Source organism: Embleya sp. NPDC050154 (assembly GCF_044460165.1).
Classification (GTDB): Bacteria; Actinomycetota; Actinomycetes; order Streptomycetales; family Streptomycetaceae; genus Embleya.
Map to the genome: position 1 here is coordinate 74,689 of NZ_JBITJP010000035.1, position 22,593 is coordinate 97,281.

2 protein-coding genes (both cut by a window edge) are annotated in these 22,593 nt (G+C 69.7%); both read right to left on the minus strand.

Going from position 1 to position 22,593, the window contains the following annotated elements:
• Nucleotides 1-10,193 carry the 5' end (the start) of a non-ribosomal peptide synthase/polyketide synthase gene (locus tag ACIBSV_RS44855; RefSeq protein WP_395873285.1) on the minus strand. The gene continues 13,348 nt to the left of window position 1, outside the view, so the window shows 10,193 of its 23,541 coding nt (coding positions 1-10,193); the start codon lies at nt 10,191-10,193; its stop codon lies off the left edge, out of view.
• On the minus strand, nt 10,193-22,593 hold the 3' portion of the coding sequence (locus ACIBSV_RS44860) for a non-ribosomal peptide synthase/polyketide synthase (RefSeq protein WP_395873287.1). 11,275 nt of this gene lie beyond the right edge of the window; the window shows 12,401 of its 23,676 coding nt (coding positions 11,276-23,676); its start codon lies beyond the right edge, outside the window; its stop codon occupies nt 10,193-10,195. The genes ACIBSV_RS44855 and ACIBSV_RS44860 overlap by 1 nt, the downstream gene beginning before the upstream one ends.

Here is a 22,593-nt window from a genome sequence, read left to right on the forward strand (position 1 = left end):
GGCAACGGCGCCCACTCCGGTGCGCGTCCCGCGCAACGGGCCGCATAGGCGGCCGAGATGTCCCGACCCAACGGACCCATCGACCAACCGTCGCCCGCGATGTGATGCACCACCAGGACCAGCACATGCTCTTCGTCGCACCGGAAGAGCCAGGCCCGAATGGGAATCTCGTCCGCGAAATCGAACGCGTGGTCCGTTGCCGTCGCGACGGCGTGCGGCAGTTCCTCGGCGGTGACCTCCTCGTACTCCAGGTCCCAGTTCAGTTCGGCGGGATCCAGGACACGCTGGTACGGCTCGCCGTCGACCATCGGGAAGACGGTCCGCAACACCTCGTGCCGACCCACCACATCCCGCAAGGCTGCCGACAGCGCGGCACGGTCGAGATCACCCGACAGCCGCAACACCTCCGGCATGTTGTAGCCCGGGTTGGGGCCGTCCAACCGCCCGAGGAACCACAACCGCCGCTGCGCGAACGACAACGGCAGTCGCTCCGGGCGAGGCCGCTCGCGCAGCGGCGCCCGCACCGCGCCCACTCGCGCGTCCGCCGGCCGAGCGGCCAGCCCCGAGACCGTGGGCGTCTCGAACAGGGCCCGGATCTCCAACTCCACACCCAGCACGGCCCGCACGCGCGAAACCAACCGCGTCGCGAGCAGGGAGTGGCCGCCGAGTTCGAAGAAGCTCTCATGCACCCCGACCGAGTCGAGCCCGAGCACTTGGGCGAACATCCCGCACAGGATCTCCTCCCGCGGCGTCGACACGACCTCCTCCGCCACCGTCCCGCCCGACCGATCGGCGCTGGGCAACGCTGCCCGATCGAGCTTGCCGTTGGCCGTCAGCGGCAGCGCGTCAAGCACCACGATCGCGCTCGGCAACATGTACTCCGGGAGCCGACGCGCGGCGAACTCCCGTAACGAACGCGGAAGATCCTCGCCGACATCACCGGGATCGGTGGGCACCACATAGGCGGACAGAACCAGCTCGCCTTGCGATTCCGCGCGCGCGATCACCGCGGCCTGACCCACCTGCGGATGAGCCGCCAACACTGCCTGGATCTCCGCCGGTTCGATCCGGAACCCGCGAAGCTTCACCTGGTCGTCGGCGCGCCCGACGAATACCAGTCGGCCGTCGGCGGTCCAGCGGGCCCGGTCGCCGGTGCGATACATGCGCTCGCCACCGCCCCCGAACGGGCAGGCCACGAACCGCTCGGCCGTCAACCCCGACCGGCCCAGATAGCCCCGGGCCAGACCCGCACCCGCCACATACAACTCGCCCACCACGCCGGGCGGAACCGGCGCAAGCCGACCGTCCAGCACATACGCCCGGGTGTTCACGATCGGCGTGCCCACCACCGGCTCACCACCCGCCGCCAACGGCGCCGACATCGTCGCGCACACCGTCGTCTCCGTCGGCCCGTACGCGTTGATCAACCGCCGACCCGCAGCCCACCGCGCCACCAGATCCGCACCCAACGCCTCACCGGCGGACACCAACGTGCGCACGGTGTCCAGGTCGTGCTCGTCCAGGACGCTCAGCACGGCGGGTGGCAGGGTCACGTGGGTGACCTCGTTGCGCCTGATCACGTCGACCAGGCCGGGGCCGGGCAGGAGTTCGTCGGCGGGAGCCAGCACGAGCGTCGCCCCACCACACAACGCCACCCACATCTCCGCCGACGCCGCATCGAACCCGATCGACGCGAACTGGAGGACCCGATCCCCCGCGCCCAGAGCAAACCGCTCCACCTGCGACGCCACCAGACCCGACAACCCACGATGCGACACCGCAACACCCTTGGGCCGACCCGTCGAACCCGACGTATAGATCACATACGCCAAACCCTCCAACACCTCGACCACCGGCACAGCCACCGGACAAGCCGCCACCACACCCCGCACAGCCGCGTCGTCCAACGCCACCGACACCACACCACGCACCGGCAACTCGTCCAACACATCCTCGGAACTCAACAACACCGAGGCACGACTGTCCCCCACCATGAACGCAACCCGATCCACCGGCGCACCCGGATCGATCGGCAGATACGCCGCACCCGCCTTCAACACCGCCAACAACGCCACGACCAGATCGACACCACGCTCCAACGCCACCGCAACCACCGACTCCCGACCCACCCCCAAACCGGTCAGGTAGCCCGCCAACCGACCCGACCGCGCATCCAACTCCCCGAACGACACCTCCTCCCCACCACACACCAGCGCCACCGCATCCGGAGACCCCTCCACCCACCGGCCCAACAACCCCGCCACCGACGCCCGAGCCACCTCGGCAGACGTGTCGTTCCACTCCACCAACAGCCGGCCGAGATCGTCCGCGCCCAGGACCGCCACGGTGTCGAGGGGGACGTCGGGGGCGTCTTCGTGGTCCAGGCCGTCTTCCAGGGCCACGAGCAGGTTCTCGATGGTGGTGTGCAACATCCGGGTGACCACATGCGGGTCGCCGGGGGCCACCACGTCCACGGTCAGCGCGAAGCCGTCCGTGCCCAGGTCGTCCACGGAGACGGCCAGCGGGAAGTTGGTGAGGTCCAGCATGAAGACCGTGCGGATTCCGGACACGATCGCATCGCCTCGGGGCCCGTCGGAATCCGCGTTCGCCGTCCGACCACCGCTGTGCCGGTAGTTGAACAAAGCGGTGAACAGCGGTGTGTCCTCGGCAATCCCGGCGGCTCGCTGAGCGGCGGCCAAAGGCGCGTGTTCGTGCTCCAGCAACGCGGCCAACCGGTCGCGCATGGCCGAAACCGCCGCTCGCGCACCGATGTTCCGCAGATCGGCCCGAACGGGAAGGGTGTTCATGAAAAGCCCGAGCGCCCGATCGCCGTCGGCACCGGCGTGCATTCGACCGGACAACACCGTCCCGAACACGACGTCGTCGCGACCGGAGAGCGCCGACAACACCTGGGCCCAGGCCACATGCAAAACGGTGGCCGGGCTGACTCCGAGCCGACGGGCCACCTCGCGAATCCGCGTGCCGACCTCGTCCCGGACCGGGAGATCGGCGCGCTGCACACCGTCGCCGTCGCCGCGCACGTCCAACAGGCCGAAGGGCGCGGTCGGTTCGGTGACGTCACCGAGCAGGTCGGCGAAGAACGCCTCGTGCCCGCCGTCCCGCAGACGTTCACGCGCCTGCACCATAAAATCGCGGAACGGCAGTGCCGGCGCCAGGTCGTCACCGTGACCGGAGAGGAACGCCCGCACCTCCCGAAGCAGGACCTCCATGCCGGTGTGGTCCTGAATCATGTGGTGCACGCGCAACATGCCGTACCAGCGGCCGGCTTCGGCCGCAGGCGTGATGTGTGCGTCGATCAGCGGTGCACGACCGATGTCCATGGTCAGCCCACCGGCGGCCAGAAGGTGCGCGGCCGGATCTCCATCGGCGGCGACAGGCGCCGCCTCGCGCACCGTAAGCGGAGCGTGTCGCTGCACCACCTGCACCGGGTCGGGGAGCCCGTCCCAGACGATCGCGGTCCGGTAGATGTCGTGCCGATCGATCACCTGCTGAAGGGCGCGAAGGAAGCCGTCCAGCCGTTCACGGGCGTCGAATTCCAGCACGAACGAGGTCACGTAGACGTCGCGTTCGCGCTCACCCGCCATCAGGTGGTGGAAGAGGATGCCTTCCTGCAGCGGTGCAAGCGGGTAGACGTCGGCGATGTTGGCGGCCCCGCCGTCGATCGACGCGGCGACGCGGGCGACCTCGGCCTCGGACAGATCCACCAGTGGCAACATGTCCGGCGTCAACGCCGTCGCGTCGGCAGGGATGCGATTCGCGGGGACGGCGACCAGGTCCGCACCGGCCGAGACGGCCAGCCCGGCCACCGTCGGCGACTCGAACAGGGCCCGCACCGACACCGAGAGCCCGCGTACCCGCAACCGCTCGACCAAAGTCACCGCGAGCAGCGAATGCCCGCCCAGAGCGAAGAAGTTGTCGTCCACCCCGACCGAGGTCAGGCCCAACACCTCGGCGAAGGCCGCACACAGCACCTCCTCGCGCACCGACGAGGGACCACGACCGGTACGCGCGGTCACGTAGTCGGGCGTCGGCAGCGCGGCATGGTCCACCTTGCCATTGGCGGTCAGCGGCAGCTCGTCCAGGACGACGATCGCCGACGGGACCATGTACTCCGGCAGGCGGGCCGCAGTGAACGCGCGCAGGGTCGCCGTAAGGTCTTCGTCGGTTTCGGCGACAACGGGGCCGACCGCGACGACGTATGCGACGAGTCGCTCGTCACCGGCGCGAGCCGCGGGGCTTCCGGGCCGGGTGCGTACCACCGCCTGGCCAACCCGGGGGTGTGCGGTCAGCGCGGCCTCGATCTCGCCGGGTTCGATCCGGAACCCCCGGATCTTCACCTGATCGTCCGCCCGCCCGGCGAACACCAGCTCACCGGCCGCCGTCCACCGCGCCCGGTCACCGGTCCGGTACATCCGCTCACCCGAGCCGAAGGGCGACGCCACGAACCGCTCACCGGTCAACGCCGCCCGACCGAGATAGCCCCGGGCCAGACCCACACCGGCCACATACAACTCACCCGTCACCCCCGGCGGCACGGGCGCGAGACGCTCGTCCAGCACATACGCCCGAGCATTCGCGATCGGCCTCCCGATCGCGACCTCGCCCGCCTCCGGCCGGCAGCGCCAAGCCACCGCGTCCACCGTGGTCTCGGTCGGCCCGTACGTGTTGAACAACACCCGACCCGAGGCCCACCGGGCCATCAGCTCGGGTGGGCATGCCTCGCCGCCCACCTCCAGCACGACGTCCGACGAAATCAGCGCGGACGGCATACCGGCCAACACCGCCGGCGGCAACGTCGCGTGTGTGATCGCCTCGTCGACGAAGAACCCGGCCAACTCCGCACCGAGCCGACGCTCGTCGGGCACCACCACCAGTGCCGCACCCGACGACAGCGCCACCGACCACTCCAGGCAGAAGTTGTCGAACCCCACCGACGCGAACTGCGCCATCCGCGAACCCGCCCCGATCGCGAACCGCACACGCCCCGCCGCAGCGGTGTTCGCAAACCCCGCCTGCGAAACCACCACGCCCTTCGGCCGACCCGTCGAACCCGACGTGTAGACCACATAAGCCGGATGCGAACCCCACAACGGAGACGAACGATCGGCGTCACCCACGGGCGACGACGGCAGGCTCTCCAACGCCGCGACCACCGCAGGCTCGTCGAGAACCAGCACCGCGGCCCCGACCCCGGCCCCGGACCACGTGGACGGCACCCGCGACGCGTGCAGGCTGTCCGTGACCACCAACACAGGTGCGGCGTCATCGAGCAGGTAGCCGATCCGCTCGGCCGGCTGCATCGGATCGATGGCCAGATACGCGCCACCGGCAGCCGACACACCCAACAACGCCGTCATCAACCCGTGGCCGCGCCCCAACACCACAGCGACCACCGACTCGGGACCGACACCCAACCCCACCAAATACCGCGCCAGACGACCGACCCGACCACCCAACTCCCCATACGACAGCGCCGAACCCCCGGCCACCACCGCCACCGCGTCCGCGGCCTCCACCACCCGAGCCGCGAACGACTCGGCCACCGGCACCGCCGGCACTTCCACCGCCGTGTCATTCCACGCGACCAACACTCGCGAGCGCTCGTCGGTGTCGAAGAGGTCGACGTCATGCACTCGCCGCTGTGGATCGGCGGTTACCGCTTCGAGGACACGGACCCAGCGATCCGCCATCGTCGCGACCGACTCGGCATCGAACAGGTCGGCGACACCGAGGAAGCCGCCCCGCAGGCCCGCGGGCCGTCCCTGGTCGTCGAAGACCTCCTCGACGGTCACATCCAGATCGAACTTCGCGGGTGTGGACAGACCGGCCGTGAGCTCGGCCGTCGGCGCGTCGATCCGGACGGTCCGGAGGTCGAGGGTTGCCCGCGCCGTGTTCTGGACGGTCAGCATGACCTGGAACAGCGGGTGCCGGGCGAGCGATCGGCTCGGCGCGAGTTCCTCCACCAAGCGCTCGAAGGGCACGTCCTGGTGATCGAAGGCATCGAGTCCGGCTTCGCGCACCCGGCTCAGCACCTGCCGGAAGGTCGGCTCTCCGGACAGGTCGGTCCGCAACACCAGCGTGTTCACGAAGAACCCGACCAGGTCGTCCAGATCCTCGTCGGTGCGTCCGGCCACCGTCGTCCCGATCGGGATGTCCGTGCCGGCGCCCGACCGGGACAACAACACCGCCAACGCGGCCTGCAACACCATGAACACGGTCACGCCCTCGGCCCGCGCCAACTGCGCCAACCGGTCGTGCAGCTCGGCGGGTACGGTCAACGGGGCGGCATGTCCCCGGTATCCGACCACCGCCGGCCGCGGACGATCGACGGGCAGATCCAGCTGGTCGGGAATCCCGGCCAGCGCGGTGCGCCAGTACGCCACCTGCGCCGCCAACACGCTGTCCGGGTCGTCATCGGATCCCAGCAACTCCCGCTGCCAGAGCGCGTAGTCCGCGTACTGCACCGGCAACGGCGCCCATGCGGGCGCGCGTCCCGCGCAGCGAGCCGCGTAGGCGGCCGAGATATCCCGACCCAACGGACCCATAGACCAACCGTCACCGGCGATGTGATGCACCACCAGGACCAGCACATGCTCGTCGTCGCCGGACGAGAACAGCCACGCCTTGATCGGCATCTCCTCGGCGAGGTCGATCGGGTACTCGGTGGCCCGCAGGATCGCCTGAGCCAGTCCCCCGGGCTCGACCTCCTCCTGCTCGATCTCCCAGGTCGATTCGCCGGAATCGAGCACCCGCTGATACGGCTCGCCGTCCACCATCGGGAAGACGGTCCGCAACACCTCGTGCCGACCCACCACATCCCGCAACGCGGCCGACAACGCGTCCCGGTTCAGATCACCGGACAGGCGCAGGACCACGGGAATGTTGTAGCTCGCGTTCGGTCCGTCCAGTCGCCCGAGGAACCACAACCTCCGCTGCGCGAACGACAGCGGCGGACGCTCCGGACGAACTCCCCGGGCCAGGGCCACCCGTCGTTCGCCCACCCGCCCGTTCGCCAGGCGAGCCGCCAGTCCCGAGACGGTCGGCGTCTCGAAAACGGCTCGGATCTCCAGTTCCACGCCGAGCACGGCGCGCACGCGGGAGAGCAGCCGCGTCGCGAGCAACGAGTGGCCGCCCAGTTCGAAGAAGCTCTCATGCACCCCGACCGAGTCGAGCCCGAGCACCTGGGCGAACATCCCGCACAGGATCTCCTCCTGCGGCGACGGCGCGATCCCGCCGATTGCCACGGCCTCCGGCCGCTCGGGGTCGGGCAGGGCTGCCCGATCCAGCTTGCCGTTGGCGGTCAGCGGAAGCGCGTCAAGCACCACGATCGCGCTCGGCAACATGTACTCCGGCAGGCGCCGCGCGGCGAACTCCCGCAGCGTGCCCGGCAGGTCCTCGTCGACTGCGTCGGCGTCGTCGGGCACGACGTAGGCCAACAGGCGGATATCGCCCGAGGCTTCCGCGCGAGCGATCACGGCGACCCGGCCCACCCCCGGATGTGCCGCCAAGACCTCCTCGATCTCCGCCGGTTCGATCCGGTAGCCGCGGACCTTCACCTGATCGTCGACCCGACCGACGAACACCAACCGGCCGTCAAGGGTCCAGCGCACTCGGTCGCCCGTGCGATACATCCGCTCGCCATCGCCCGAGAACGGGCAGGCCACGAACCGCTCCGCCGTCAGCCCGGGTCGGGAGATGTACCCCCGGGCCAATCCGGCGCCCGCCACGTACAGCTCGCCGATCGTGCCCACCGGGACCGGGGTCAAGTCCTCGCCCAGCACGTACAGGCGCGTGTTCGCGATCGGGCGGCCGATCGGCACCGGCCCGGACGGTACGTCATCGCCCGCGCGGACCTCGAAGACGCAGCAGCCGACCACGGTCTCGGTCGGCCCGTACTCGTTCACGACCACCGAGCCCGGCGACCGCGCCAACCACGCGGACACGTCGGCTCCGAACAGCGCCTCACCGCCGACCACCACGCAGCGCGCGGCGCCGGCCGCCTCGTCGTCCGTCAACAACTCGCCCAGCAAGGGCAGATGCGCGGGGACGACCTTCACCAGGTCGAATCCCGACCTCGAACGCACCAGCCCGGCCAGCCCATCGGCGCCGCCCTCGGGGCTGACCACCACCGGCGATCCGGACACCAGCGGCAACAACACACTCGTCACCGTCAGGTCGAACGCCAACGACGAGTGCAACGGCGCACCACCCGAGGCCCCCACGTCATACGCCTCGCCGGCCCACGCGACATAGTTCGCCAGCCCGCCGTGCGTAACCGCCACACCCTTCGGCCGACCCGTCGAACCCGACGTATAGATCACATACGCCAACTCCGCAGGTCGCACGGAGGCCCACGGCTCGGTGGCCGCGTCCTCGGGACGCGAGGCCAGGTCATCGACCGCGATCGTGGGCAACCGGCCTGCCGGCAACTCCTCCAACAGATCCTCGGTGCTGATCAACATCGCGGCGCGACTGTCCGCCACCATGAACGCGACCCGGTCCGAGGGGTACTCCGGGTCGATCGGCAGATACGCCGCTCCGGCCCGCCATACGCCCAGGATCGCCACCACCGCGTCGACACCACGCGGTAGGCACAGACCCACGACCGACCCGGCACCCACCCCACGCTCGCGCAGCACTCGCGCCAACTGCCCCGCGCGGGCATCCAACTCCGCGTACGAGACGCCCGTCCCGCCGCACATCACCGCGACCGCGTCCGGCGAGTCCACCACCCGAGCCGCGAACGACTCCGGCACCGACGGGCGCGGCGAGTCCACCGCGGTGTCGTTCCACGTGACCAACACCCGCGTGCGCTCTTCGTGTCCGAGCACGTCCACCGTTGCGAGCCGCGCGCCCGGGTCGGTGACCAGTGCCCGCAGCACCCGCAGCCAGCGTTCGGCCAACGCGTCTACCGAACCCTGATCGAACAGGTCCGCCGAACCGGTGATCGAGCCGCGGATCCCCGCCGGCCCGCCCTGGGCGTCGAAGCGTTCCTCAGCGGCCACGTCGAGGTCGAACTTCGCCGCGGCGGCGGCCGACAACTGGGCCGCGATGCCGTCGAGCGGGGTGCCCGCCCGCACACCGGACAGGTCCAACGCCGCGCGCGCGGTGTTCTGCAGCGTCAGCATCACCTGGAACAACGGATGACGAGCCAATGACCGTGCCGGGGCAAGCTCCTCCACCAGCCGCTCGAACGGCACGTCCTGGTTGTCGAAGGCGCCGAGTCCGGAGGTAAGCACCCGGGCCAACACCTCACGGAAGGTGGGGTCTCCGGACAGATCGGTGCGCATCACCAAGGTGTTCACGAAGAAGCCGACCATGTCCCGCATCGCGGAATCGGAACGCCCGGCCACCGCGGCCCCGATCGGGATGTCCGTACCCGCCCCGAGTCGGGACAACAGCACGGCCAGGCCGGCCTGGAGGACCATGAACACGGTCACCCGCTCGGCCTTGGCCAACTCCACCAGTTCGCGGTGCAACTCGGCCGGGATCTCCACCGACGCCACGTGTCCGCGGTGTCCGGCCAGCGCCGGGCGACTGCGGTCGGCCGGCAGTTCCAGCTCGGTCGGGATGCCGGCGAGCGCGGAGCGCCAGTACGCCAGTTGGGCGTGCAGGACACTGCTCGGATCGTCGTCGCTGCCGAGCAACTCCCGCTGCCAGAGCGCGTAGTCGGCGTACTGGACCGGCAGCGGGTCCCACTTCGGCGGATGACCCGCGCAGCGTGCCGCGTAGGCGGCGGAGATGTCCCGTCCCAACGGCCGCATCGACCAACCATCTCCGGCGATGTGGTGCATCACCAGCACGAGCACATGCTCTCCGTCGCACCGGAAGAGCCAGGCTCGGATCGGTATCTCCCGCGCGAGATCGAACGCGTGCTCGGTGGCCGTCGCCACCGCCCGGGACAGCCGCTCGGCGTCGAGCTCCGTGTAGGCGAGCTCCCATTCCAGGGTGTCGGCGTCGAGGATCTCCTGGTGCGGTTCACCGTCGACCACGGCGTATACCGTGCGCAGCACCTCGTGCCGGCCGATGACGTCGCGGAGTGCCGCCCCCAACGCGTCCCGGTCCAGGTCCCCCGACAGACGCAGTACCACCGGGCTGTTGTAGGTCGGGCTCGGGCCATCCATCTGGCCGAGGAACCACAGCCGCCGCTGCGCGAACGACAAGGGAATCATCAGTGCTCCTCAGTTCCGCGCATCGGCCGCAGCGCCGGCCTGGCTGACTTCTGCTCTCCCGCGTGCCCGGCGAGTTCGGCCACGGTGGGTGCTTCGAACACGTCCCTGATCCGCAGCTCGATGCCGAGCACTTCCCGGATCCGGGTGAGCAATTGCATGGCGAGCAGGGAATGCCCGCCCAGGTGGAAGAAGTTGTCGTCGACTCCCACGGCATCCAGGCCGAGGACTTCGGCGAACACGCCGCAGAGCGCCTCTTCCCGGGCGGTCTCCGGCTTTCGGCCGTCGGCATCTCCGTAGCGGGGAGCGGGCAGAGCGGCCCGGTCGAGTTTGCCGTTGGCGGTGAGCGGGATGCCGTCGAGCATCACGATCGCGGCGGGGAGCATATGCCCCGGCAGCCGCTGCGCCGCAAACCGGCGAAGCTCCAAAGGCAGTTGTGTGCTCCCGGAGCCACCTGCATCGACCGGGACGACATACGCCACCAGTCGAATGTCGCCCGGGGACTGCGCCCGGGTGACCACGGCCGCCCAGTGCACTTCGGGGTGAGCGGTCAGCGTGGCCTCGATCTCGCCGGGCTCGATCCGGAACCCCCGGATCTTCACCTGATCGTCGGTCCGACCGGCGAACATCAACTCTCCCGCGGCCGTCCACCGCGCGCGGTCGCCTGTGCGATACATCCGCTCACCCGAACCGAACGGGCAGGCCACGAACCGTTCACCGGTGAGCGCGGCCCTGCCCAGGTAGCCCCGGGCCAGGCCCGTGCCGGCCACATGAAGCTCGCCGATCACCCCGGGCGCGACCGGACGCAGGAAGTCGTCCAGGACGTAGGCACGGGTGTTGGCGATCGGGCTCCCGATCGGGATCTCGTCGACCTCCGACCGGCAGTGCCAGACGGTGGCGTCCACCGTCGTCTCGGTGGGCCCGTAAGTGTTGAACATGACCCGCCCAGGTGCCCAACGGTCCATCAATTCCGGTGGGCACGCCTCGCCACCCACCTCCAGGACCACGTGCGGCGGGATCGCCCCGACCGGCACCCCGGCCAACACGGCGGGGGGCAAGGACACATGCGTGATCGCCTGCTCGACGAGGAACCGGGCCAACTCGTCGCCCAATCGCCGCTCGTCGGGAACAACCACCAAAGCCGCCCCCGACACCAGCGCCAACGCCCATTCCAAACAGAACACATCGAAACCGATCGAGGTGAACTGCGCGATCCGGGAGTTCTCTTCGGGTCGGAACCGGCCCCGTCCCGCAGCCACGGTGTTCGCGAATCCGGCCTGCGAGACGACCACCCCCTTGGGTTGCCCGGTCGAACCCGACGTGTAGACCACATAGGCCGGGTGCGAACCCGACAGCGGCACCAAACGGTCGGCGTCACCGACGGGGGACGACGGCAGGCTCTCCAGCGCGGTGACCACCGCAGGCTCGTCGAGAACCAGGACCGCACCCCTTTCTCCGCACCACGCGGCCGGGATGTGCGACGCGTTCACGCTGTCCGTGACCACCAGGACCGGCGCCGCGTCATCGAGCATGTAGGCGATCCGCTCGACCGGCTGCGTCGGATCGATGGCCAGATACGCAGCACCGGCAGCCGAGACACCCAACAACGCTGTCATCAAGCCCGAGTCGCGACCCAACACCACCGCGACCACCGCCTCGGGGCCGACCCCGAGCCCGATCAGCCGCCGCGCCAAACGGTGAACTCGACCACCCAACTCGCCGTACGAAAGCTCCGAATCCCCGGACACCACCGCAATCGCTGCCGGCGCCTCCGCCACCCGAGCCGCGAACAGCTCCGCGACCGGCACCGCCGGCACCTCCACCGCCGTGTCGTTCCAGGTGACCAACACCCGCGAGCGCTCGTCGTCGTCCAGCACGTCCACGGCGTCGAGTCGAACACCCGGATTTGCGACCAGCGTTCCCAGCACCCGTACCCAGCGGGCGGCGATGGTTTCGACCGTATCCGGGTCGAACAGATCGGCCGACGCCACGACCACGCCGCGAAGCCCGGCGGGACGGTCCTGCTCGTCGAAGACTTCGGTCAGCGCCAGATCCAGGTCGAATCTCGCCGGTTGTGCGACGGACACGCCCGCTGCGGCGCCCGACGTACCGACCCCAAGCCCCGGCAAATCCAGCGCCGCCCGGCCGGTGTTCTGCAGCGTCAACATCACCTGGAACAGCGGATGCCGCGCCAACGACCGCGCCGGCGCCAACTCCTCCACCAACCGCTCGAACGGCACATCCTGATTCCCGAACGCACCCAGCCCGGTCTCCCGAACCCGACCCAGCACCTCCCGGAACGTCGGATCCCCCGACAGGTCCGTCCGCATCACCAACGTGTTCACGAAGAACCCGACCAGATCGTCCAGACCCTCGTCCGTACGACCCGCCACCGCCGCACCGATCGGCACATCCGTACCGGCACCCAACCGCGACAACAACACCGCCAACCCGGCCTGCAACACCATGAACACCGTCACACCCTCGGACCGCGCGACCCGCACCAGCTCGGCGTGAATCTCGGCGGGGACCACGAGCGGGACGCTGTGACCACGGTCGCTCGCGACGAGGGGCCGGGGGCGATCGAAGGGCAACTCCAGCTCCTCCGGACCTCCGGCAAGCGCCTCCCGCCAGTACGCGACCTGGCGCGACAGCACGCTGTCGGGGTCGTCCGCGTCGCCGAGCAACTCCCTCTGCCACAGCGCATAGTCGGCGTACTGCGCCGGAAGCGGCGTCCACTCGGGCGCATCGCCGGCGCACCGGGCCGCATAGGCGGTGGAGATGTCCCGGCCCAACGGGCCCATCGACCAACCGTCACCCGCGATGTGATGCACCACGAGCACCAACGCGTGCTGCTCGGGCCCGGACGATAGCAACCACGCCTTGATCGGCACCTCCGTCGCCAGGTCGAACTCGTGGCTAACAGCGCGTGCCACCGCACCGGGCAGCTCGGCCGCGGACACCCGACCGACCGCCGGCTCCCACGCGAGTTCGTCGAGACTCAGGATTCGTTGGTACGGCTCACCGTCGGCGACCGCAACCACCGTCCGCAACACTTCGTGCCGACCCACCACATCCCGCAACGCAGCCGACAACGCGGCCACGTCCACACGACCGGACAAGCCCACCACCACCGGCAGGTTGTACGTCGCGCCGCCACCCTCCAACTGCCCCAGGAACCACAACCGGCGCTGCGCGAACGACAACGGCACCCGCTCCGGACGCTCCCTGACCGTCAGCGCGGGCCGCGCCGCGTCGGCGTGGTCCAGCGCGACCGCCAACCCTGCGACGGTCGGCGTCTCGAACAACGTCCGCAGGTCCAACTCGACGCCCAGCACGCCCCGGACACGCGACGCCAGCCGCGTCGCCAGCAGCGAGTGTCCGCCCAACTCGAAGAAACTGTCGTCGACCCCCACCCGATCCCGACCCAACACCTGGGCGAACGCCCCACACAACAACTCTTCACGCAGACCGACCGGCTCCCGGCCGGGTTCGGTGTGGTGGTCGGGTGCGGGGAGGGCTTTGCGGTCGAGTTTGCCGTTGCTCGTGAGCGGGAGTGCGTCGAGGGCGACGACGGCGGCGGGGACCATGTACTCGGGCAGACGGGCGGCGGCGAACCGCCGGAGGGTGTCGGGCAGGGCCGCCGGGGGTGTGGCGGCGTCTCGGGCGGGGACGACGTAGGCGACCAGATGGGTGCCCGAGGTCTCGTCGGCGCGGGCGACGACCGCGGCCTGCGCGACGTCGGGGTGCGCGGCGAGCGCGGCCTGCACCTCGGCGGGTTCGATCCGGAAGCCCCGGATCTTGACCTGATCGTCGACCCGGCCGGCGAACAGCACCTGACCGTCGTGGGTCCACCGGGCCCGGTCACCGGTGCGATACATCCGCTCGCCGGAACCGAACGGGCAGGCCACGAAACGCTCGCTCGTCAACCCGCTGCGACCGACGTAACCCCGGGCGAGCTGGACACCGGCCAGGTACAACTCACCCGTCACACCCGGCGGCACCGGCGCGAGGTTGTCGTCGAGGACGAAGACCCGGGTGTTGGCGATCGGTGCGCCGATCGGGACGGACGATCCGTCCCAGCCGGGGGTGCAGTGCCAGGCCGTGACGTCCACGGACGCCTCGGTCGGGCCGTACAGGTTGTGCAACTCCACACTCTCGAACAGCGCGTGGAAGCGGGCCTGGGTCTCCACCGACAGGGCCTCCCCACTGCACACCACCAGACGCAGATCTTCGGCACAGGCGGCAGCGGTCGGCTCCTCCAGGAACGCGTCCAGCATCGAGGGCACGAAATGCATCACCCCCACCCGCTGCTCACGCACCAACGCGGCGACGTACGCCGGATCCCGATGACCACCCGGCCGGGCCACCACCATCGCCGCACCCGACAACAGCGTCGCGAACAACTCCCACACCGACACGTCGAACACGAACGGCGTCTTGTGCATCACCCGATCACCGACACCCAACCCATACCGATCCCACATCCACACCAGGCGATTCACCACACCCGCATGCGGCACCACGACACCCTTGGGCACCCCCGTCGAACCCGACGTATAGATCACATACGCCGCGTTGCCGCCGGTCAGCGCACCACCACGCTCGAAATCACTCAACTTGCCACCGTCGAACCCGGCCACCCGCGCCACAACCTCGGCGTCATCGACGATCAGCACCGGCGCCGGTCCAGAGGTGGTCGACACCGACGACGCCGACGTCCCATCCGTGACGACCAGCGCCGGGCCCGCGTCCCGCAGGAGGAGTTCGACGCGCTCGGTCGGGTACTGCGGATCGATCGGCAAATAGGCGCCGCCCGCCTTCAACACCGCCAACAACGACACGACCAGGTCGATCCCGCGCTCCAACACCACCGCGACAACCGACTCCGGACCCACCCCCAACCCCACCAGACACCGCGCCAAACGATTCGCCCGCACATCCAACTCCGCGAACGACACCTCCACACCCTCGAACACCACCGCCACCGCACCCGGCGACGCCACCACCCGAGCCTCGAACAACCCCACAACCGAAACCGAATCCCGATCCACAGCGGTGTCGTTCCACCCCACCAACACCCGAGACCGTTCGGCCCCGTCAAGCACGTCCACCGCGCCCAGACGCGACGCCGGTTCGGCGGTCACCGCCCGCAGTACCCGTGCCAACCGCTCGGCCATCTGCAGGACGAAATCCGGATCGAACAGGTCGGCGGCGACGGTCACCAGGCCGCGGAGCCCGGCTGGGCGGCCCTGATCGTCGACGACTTCGCCGACGGTCACCTCGATGTCCACCCTCGCGGCCGGCGAGAGATCCGCAGCGTCGGCGGCCGACGCCGCACCCACCTCGATGTCGGGCAGTTCGAGCGCCGCCCGGCCGGCGTTCTGCAGGGTCAACATCACCTGGAACAGCGGATGCCGCGCCAACGACCGCGCCGGCGCCAACTCCTCCACCAACCGCTCGAACGGCACATCCTGATTCCCGAACGCCGCCAGGCCCGTCTCCCGAACCCGACCCAGCACCTCCCGGAACGTCGGATCCCCCGACAGGTCCGTCCGCATCACCAACGTGTTCACGAAGAACCCGACCAGATCGTCCAGACCCTCGTCCGTACGACCCGCCACCGCCGCACCGATCGGCACATCCGTACCGGCACCCAACCGCGACAACAACACCGCCAACCCGGCCTGCAACACCATGAACACCGTCACACCCTCGGACCGGGCCAACTCCACGATGTCGCCGTGGAGATCGCCTGGGATCTCGAGCCGAGCGCTGTGCCCACGGTGACCGGCGACCGGCGGACGGGGTCGGTCGATCGGCAGTTCCAGCTCCTCCGGCGCTCCGGCCAGAGCCGAACGCCAGTAGGCCACCTGGGCCGACAACACGCTTTCGGGGTCGTCCTCCTCACCCAGGATCTCGCGCTGCCAGAGCGTGTAGTCGGCGTACTGCACCGGCAACGGAGCCCACTCGGGTGCGTGTCCCGCACACCGGGCCGCATACGCCGTGGAGACGTCACGACCCAACGGACCCATCGACCAACCGTCACCCGCGATGTGATGCACCACGAGCACGAACACGTGCTCCCGCGGCCCGGACGAGAACAGCCACGCCTTGATCGGTACCTCGGCCGCGAGGTCGAACACATGGCCTGTCGCCCGCGCGATCGCACCCGGCATCTCCGCCGGCGCCACGGACTCGGCTACCGGCTCCCACTCGACGTGGTCGAGACTCAACACCCTCTGGTACGGCTCACCGTCCGCGACGGCGAATACCGTCCGCAGCACCTCGTGCCGACCTATCACATCCCGCAACGCGGCGGAGAGAGCCGCATTGTCCACCGGTCCCGACAGCCGAACGACCGTCGAAGCGTTGTACTTGGCGCTACGGCCCTCCAACTGCCCCAGGAACCACAACCGGCGCTGCGCGAACGACAACGGCACCCGCTCCGGACGCTCCCGAACCGCCAACGCCGTGCGCGCCGCACCGGACCGGGTCAGTTCTCCGGCCAGCCCGGCTGCCGTCGGTGACTCGAAGAGGGAGCGAATGTCCAACTCGACGCCCAGCACCGCCCGTACGCGCGATACGAGCCGCGTCGCGAGCAGGGAGTGGCCGCCCAGCTCGAAGAAGTTCTCGTGCGCTCCGACCGATTCCAGGCCGAGCACCTGGGCGAACATCCCGCACAGGATCTCCTCCTGGGGCGACGGCGCGAACCCGCCGGACTCCGCACCATCCAAGCGATCGGGACTGGGCAGGGCGGCCCGATCGAGTTTGCCGTTGGCGGTCAGCGGAAGCGCGGCCAGCACCACGATCGCGCCGGGCAGCATGTACTCCGGCAGGCGACGCGCGGCGAACTCGCGCAACGCGACCGGCAGGTCATCGCTCCCACCATCGCCGAATCCGCCATCGGCGTCGGCCGGCACGACATACGCCAGCAGACGGGTGTCACCCGAGGATTCCGTCCGGGCGACCACCGCGACCCGAGCCACGCCCGGGTGGGCCGCCAACACCTCCTCGATCTCGGCCGGTTCGATCCGGAAGCCGCGCACCTTCACCTGATCGTCGGCCCGACCGACGAACACCAACCGACCCTCGGCAGTCCACCGAACCCGGTCCCCGGTGCGGTACATCCGCTCCCCGACCGCGAAGGGGCACGCCACGAACCGATCCGCCGTCAACCCCGGCCGCGAAACGTAACCCCGGGCCAGCCCGGCACCCGCGATATACAGCTCGCCGATCACACCCACCGGAACCGGAGCAAGATCCCCACCCAGCACGAACAACCGCGTATTCGCGATCGCCCGACCGATCGGCACCGGACCCGACGACACCTCGTCACCCGCACGAACCTCGAAGACACAACAACCCACCACCGTCTCGGTCGGCCCGTACTCGTTCACCACCACCGAACCCGGCGACCGCACCAACCACCCCGCCACATCCGCCCCGAACAACGCCTCACCACCGACCACCACACACCGCGCGGAACCGGCAGCCTCCTCCTCCGTCAACAACTCGCCCAGCAACGGCAGGTGCGCGGGCACCACCTTCACCAGGTCGAACCCGGCCCCGGAACGCAACAACCCCGCAAGGCCATCGGCACCACCCTCGGGACTCACCGTCACCGGCGACCCCGACACCAGCGGCAACAACACACTCGTCACCGTCAGGTCGAACGCCAACGACGAGTGCAACGGCGCACCACCCGACGCCCCCACCCCGTACGCCTCGACAGCCCACGCCACATAGTTCGCCAACCCGCCGTGCGTGACCGCCACACCCTTCGGCCGACCCGTCGAACCCGACGTATAGATCACATACGCCAACTCCTCCGAGTGCACCGCGACACCCGACTCCGTCTCGGCCGCCGCCTCCGGAGGCGCGCCGAGCGTGTCGATCGCGATCGTGGGCAAGCGGCCGGCCGGCAACTCCTCCAACAGGTCCTCGGTACTGATCAACGTCACGGCACGGCTGTCCGTGAGCATGAACGCGATGCGATCCGACGGGTACTCCGGGTCGATCGGCAGATACGCGGCACCGACCCGCCACACCGCCAGGATCGCCACCACCGCATCGACACCACGCGGCAGACACAGACCCACCACCGAGCCGGCGCCGACCCCGTACCGGCGCAACAACCGCGCCAGGCCGCCCGCACGCGCGTCCAACGCGGCGTACGAGGTCTCGACCCCGTCGCACAGCACCGCCACGGCGTCCGGCGACTCCGCCACCCGCGCCGCGATCAACTCCGGCACCGACACACCCGCTACATCCACGGCGGTGTCGTTCCACTCCACCAACACCCGCGACCGCTCGGCATCGTCCAACACCGCCACGGAGCCCAACGCAACGTCGGCTGCGGCCTCGCCCTCGACACCGTCCGCCAGAACAGCGGTCAGGTTCTCGATCGTCGTGTGCAACATCCGGGTGACCACGTGCGGATCGGCGGGAGCGACGGCGTCCACGGTCATCACGAAGCCGTCGGTGCCCAGGTCGTCCACCGACACGGCCAGCGGGAAGTTCGTGAGGTCCAGCATGTAGACCGTGCGGATGCCCTCCATCTCGCCGCTTCCGTGGCGACCATCGACATCCGTGGCGGTTCCCTGTTCGCCGCTGTAGCGGTAGTTGAAGAAGGCGGTGAACAGCGGTGCGTCGCCGGTGATCCCGCTCGCCTGCTGAGCGAGCGAGAGCGGTGCGTGCTCGTGTTCGAGCAACGCGGCGAGTTGGTCCCGCATCGCGGCAACTGCCGCCAAGGCGCCCACGCCCTCGGTACGCGCCCGCACCGGCAACGTGTTCATGAACAGACCCAGCGCACGATCGGCACCGGCACCCGCGTTCATCCGACCGAACAACACCGTCCCGAACACGACATCGTCCCGCCCCGCCAACACCGACAACACCCGCGCCCAGGCCACATGCAGCAACGTCGCGGGACTCACACCCAGCCCCCGCGCCACCTCCCGAATCCGCACGGCCACCACATCCGCCACCGGCAACTCGGCCCGCCGCACACCGGTCCCGTCACCACGCACATCCAACAACCCGAACGGAGCCGTCGTCTCGGTCACATCACCCAACAACTCCGCGAAGAACTCCTCGTGACCACCGTTCCGCAGACTCTCCCGCGCCTGCACCACGAAATCCCGGAACGGGCGCGGGGTGGGCAGCTCGTGCCCGTCGCCCGCCAGGAACGTCCGGACCTCCTGGAGCAGGACCTCCATGCCGACGTGGTCCTGAAGCATGTGATGCACCCGGATAAGCGCGAGCCATCGAGGGCCGCCGGGCGCGGCGGTGATGTGCGTGTCGATGAGCGGCGCGCGACCGATGTCCATGCTCAATCCGCCGGAGGCGGCCAACTCCGCCACCGAGTCGCGGCTTTCGGGTCCGAGGCGCACCTCCCGCACCGGCAGCGGGGCCCGTCGCTGGACCACCTGGACCGGCTCGGGCACGCCTTCCCACACGATCGCGGTCCGGTAGATGTCGTGCCGGTCGATCACCTGCTGGAGCGCCCACAGGAAACCGTCGAGCCGCTCCCGGGTATCGAACTCCAACACGAACGGCGCAACGTAGACGTCACGTTCGTGCTCGCCGGCCATCAGGTGGTGGAAGAGAATGCCCTCCTGGAGCGGCGCCAGCGGGTACACGTCGGCGATGTTCGCGGCACCACCCTCGATCGACCCGACCAGCCCCTCGACCTCGGCTTCCGACAGATCCACCAGCGGCAACATGTCCGGCGTCAGAGCCGTGGCGTCGGCCGGGATGCGGTTCGCCGGGACCATCACCGGCACCGGCCCGGCGATCTCCGCGAGCCCGGCCACGGTCGGCGACCGGAACAGGGCCCGAACCGACACCGAGACGCCCCGCGCCCGCAACCGCTCCACCAGCGTGATGGCCAGCAGCGAATGCCCGCCCAGCGTGAAGAAGTTGTCGTCCACCCCCACCGACGGCACGCCCAACACCTCGGCGAAGACCGCGCACAACACCTCCTCGCGCACGGTCGCGGGGCCCCTGCCATGCGTCCCGCCCGGCCCGTATTCGGGGGCGGGGAGCGCGTCGCGGTCCAGCTTCCCGTTGGCGGTCAGCGGAATGGCGTCCAGCACGACGATCGCCGACGGCACCATGTATTCCGGCAACCGTCCGACGACGAAACCACGCAGCGCCTCGACCAGTTGCTCGCCCGCCTCCCCATCGCGGGCCACGACATAGGCAACCAGGCGCGTCTCACCGGGTCGGGTAGCGGAAGAGGCGTCCGTACGGCCCATGCTCTCCTCGCGGGCGACGACGGCCGCCTGGGCGACGTCGGGGTGGGTCTCCAGCACGGTCCGGATCTCGCCTGGCTCGATCCGGAAGCCACGGATTTTCACCTGGTCGTCCGCACGACCGGCGAAGACCAACTCCCCCTCGGTCGTCCACCACGCCCGGTCTCCCGTGCGATACATCCGCTCACCGAAGCCGAACGGGCAGGCCACGAACCGTTCGCCCGTCAACGCGGGACGACCGAGATAGCCCCGAGCCAGGCCCGCACCCGCCACGTGGAGCTCACCCGTCACGCCCGGTGCCACCGGGCGCAGGGCTTCGTCCAGGACGTACATGCGGGTGTTGGCGATCGGCGCGCCGAAGGGAATCGGCACCCGTAGCGGGAGGTCGAGATGGGTCGAGGTGACCATGACCGTGGCCTCGGTGGGCCCATACGTGTTGATCAGTCGTCGGCCCGACGCCCATGTCCGCGCCAGGTGTTCGCCGACGGCCTCCGCGCCGATCAGCAGTGTCGCCACCCCGGCGAGGTCGTCCGGCTCCAGGACGGCCAGCAGGGACGGCACGAGGCTGGCGGCCCGTACTCCGTTCTCGTCCACCAGTCGCCGCAACAACTCCGGTTGGCTGCGTTCGTCAGGGTTCGCCACCACCAGCGTTCCGCCGTGCGACAGCGTCACCGCGACATCCAGCACCGACGCGTCGAAGCCGAAGGACGCGAACTGCAGGACCCCGACGCCGGTTGCCACACCCATCATCGGCGCGAACACCGAGACGAGGTTGCGCAGTCCGGCGTGGGTGGCCGCCACGGCCTTCGGCGTGCCGGTGGAGCCCGACGTGTAGATCACGTACGCCAGTCCGGTCGGCGACACACTCACCGGGGCGACCTGGGGAGTGGTCGTCGCGAGGATGTCCGAGGCCGCGGGATCGTCGAGCGCGATCACCGACAGGCCCGCCGTCGGCAGGTCCGCGAGCGTCTCCCGGATCCCGATCAGCGTGCCGATTCCGCTGTCCGCGAGCACGAACTCCGCTCGCTCCCGCGGATAGTCCGGATCGATCGGCACATACGCCGCGCCCGCCCGCCACACACCCAGAATCGCCGCGACCATGTCCACTCCGCGCGGCAGGCACAGCCCCACCAAGGACTCCGCCCCGACACCCGAACCGCGCAGGTATCCGGCCAGCCGACCGGCCCGGGCCGCCAACTCTGCGTAAGTAAGCGCAACACCGTCACACAGCACGGCCGGCGCATCCGGCGTCCGCACGGCCTGTACGGCGAACAACTCCGGCATCAGCGGCCCGGGCACGTCAGTCGTCGTGTCGTTCCACTCCACCAACACCCGCGACCGCTCGCCGCCGTCGAGCACGTCCACCGCGCTCAGCGACAGACCCGGATCCGCAACCAATTCCGTGAGCACTCGAATCCAGCGACCACCGAAGCCCTCGACCGATTCCCGGTCGAACAGATCCGCCGCACCCACCAGGCCACCACGAAGTCCCGCCGGACGACCCTCGTCGTCGAAGAGCTCGGTGAGTGAGACGTCCAGGTCGAACTTGGCGACCTGCGCGGCGAATACCCTCGCCGCCGCCGCGGCGCCCGGTGTGCCGACCTCGATGCCGGGCAACTCCAAGCCCGCCCGCCCGGTGTTCTGCACGGTCAACATCACCTGGAACAACGGGTGTCGGGCCAGCGATCGGGCCGGCGCCAGTTCCTCCACCAGCCGCTCGAACGGCACGTCCTGATGTCCGAACGCGCCGAGCCCGCTGTCGCGGACCCGGCCCAACACGTCCCGGAACGACGGGTCTCCCGATAGATCCGTTCGCGTCACCAGGGTGTTCACGAAGAAGCCGACCAGGTCGTCGAGGCTCTCGTCGGTGCGGCCGGCCACCGCCGCGCCGATCGGGATGTCCGTACCGGCGCCCAGCTTCGACAACACCACCGCGAGCCCGGCCTGCAACACCATGAACACCGTCACACCCTCGGCCCGCGCCACCTCCCGCAACCGCGCATGCACATCCGCGGACACCTCGAGCCCGACCCGATGCCCACGATGCGAAGCGACCACCGGACGCGGCCGATCCACCGGAAGCTTCAACTCCTCCGGCGCACCCGCCAAAACCTCCCGCCAATACGTCACCTGACCCGACAACA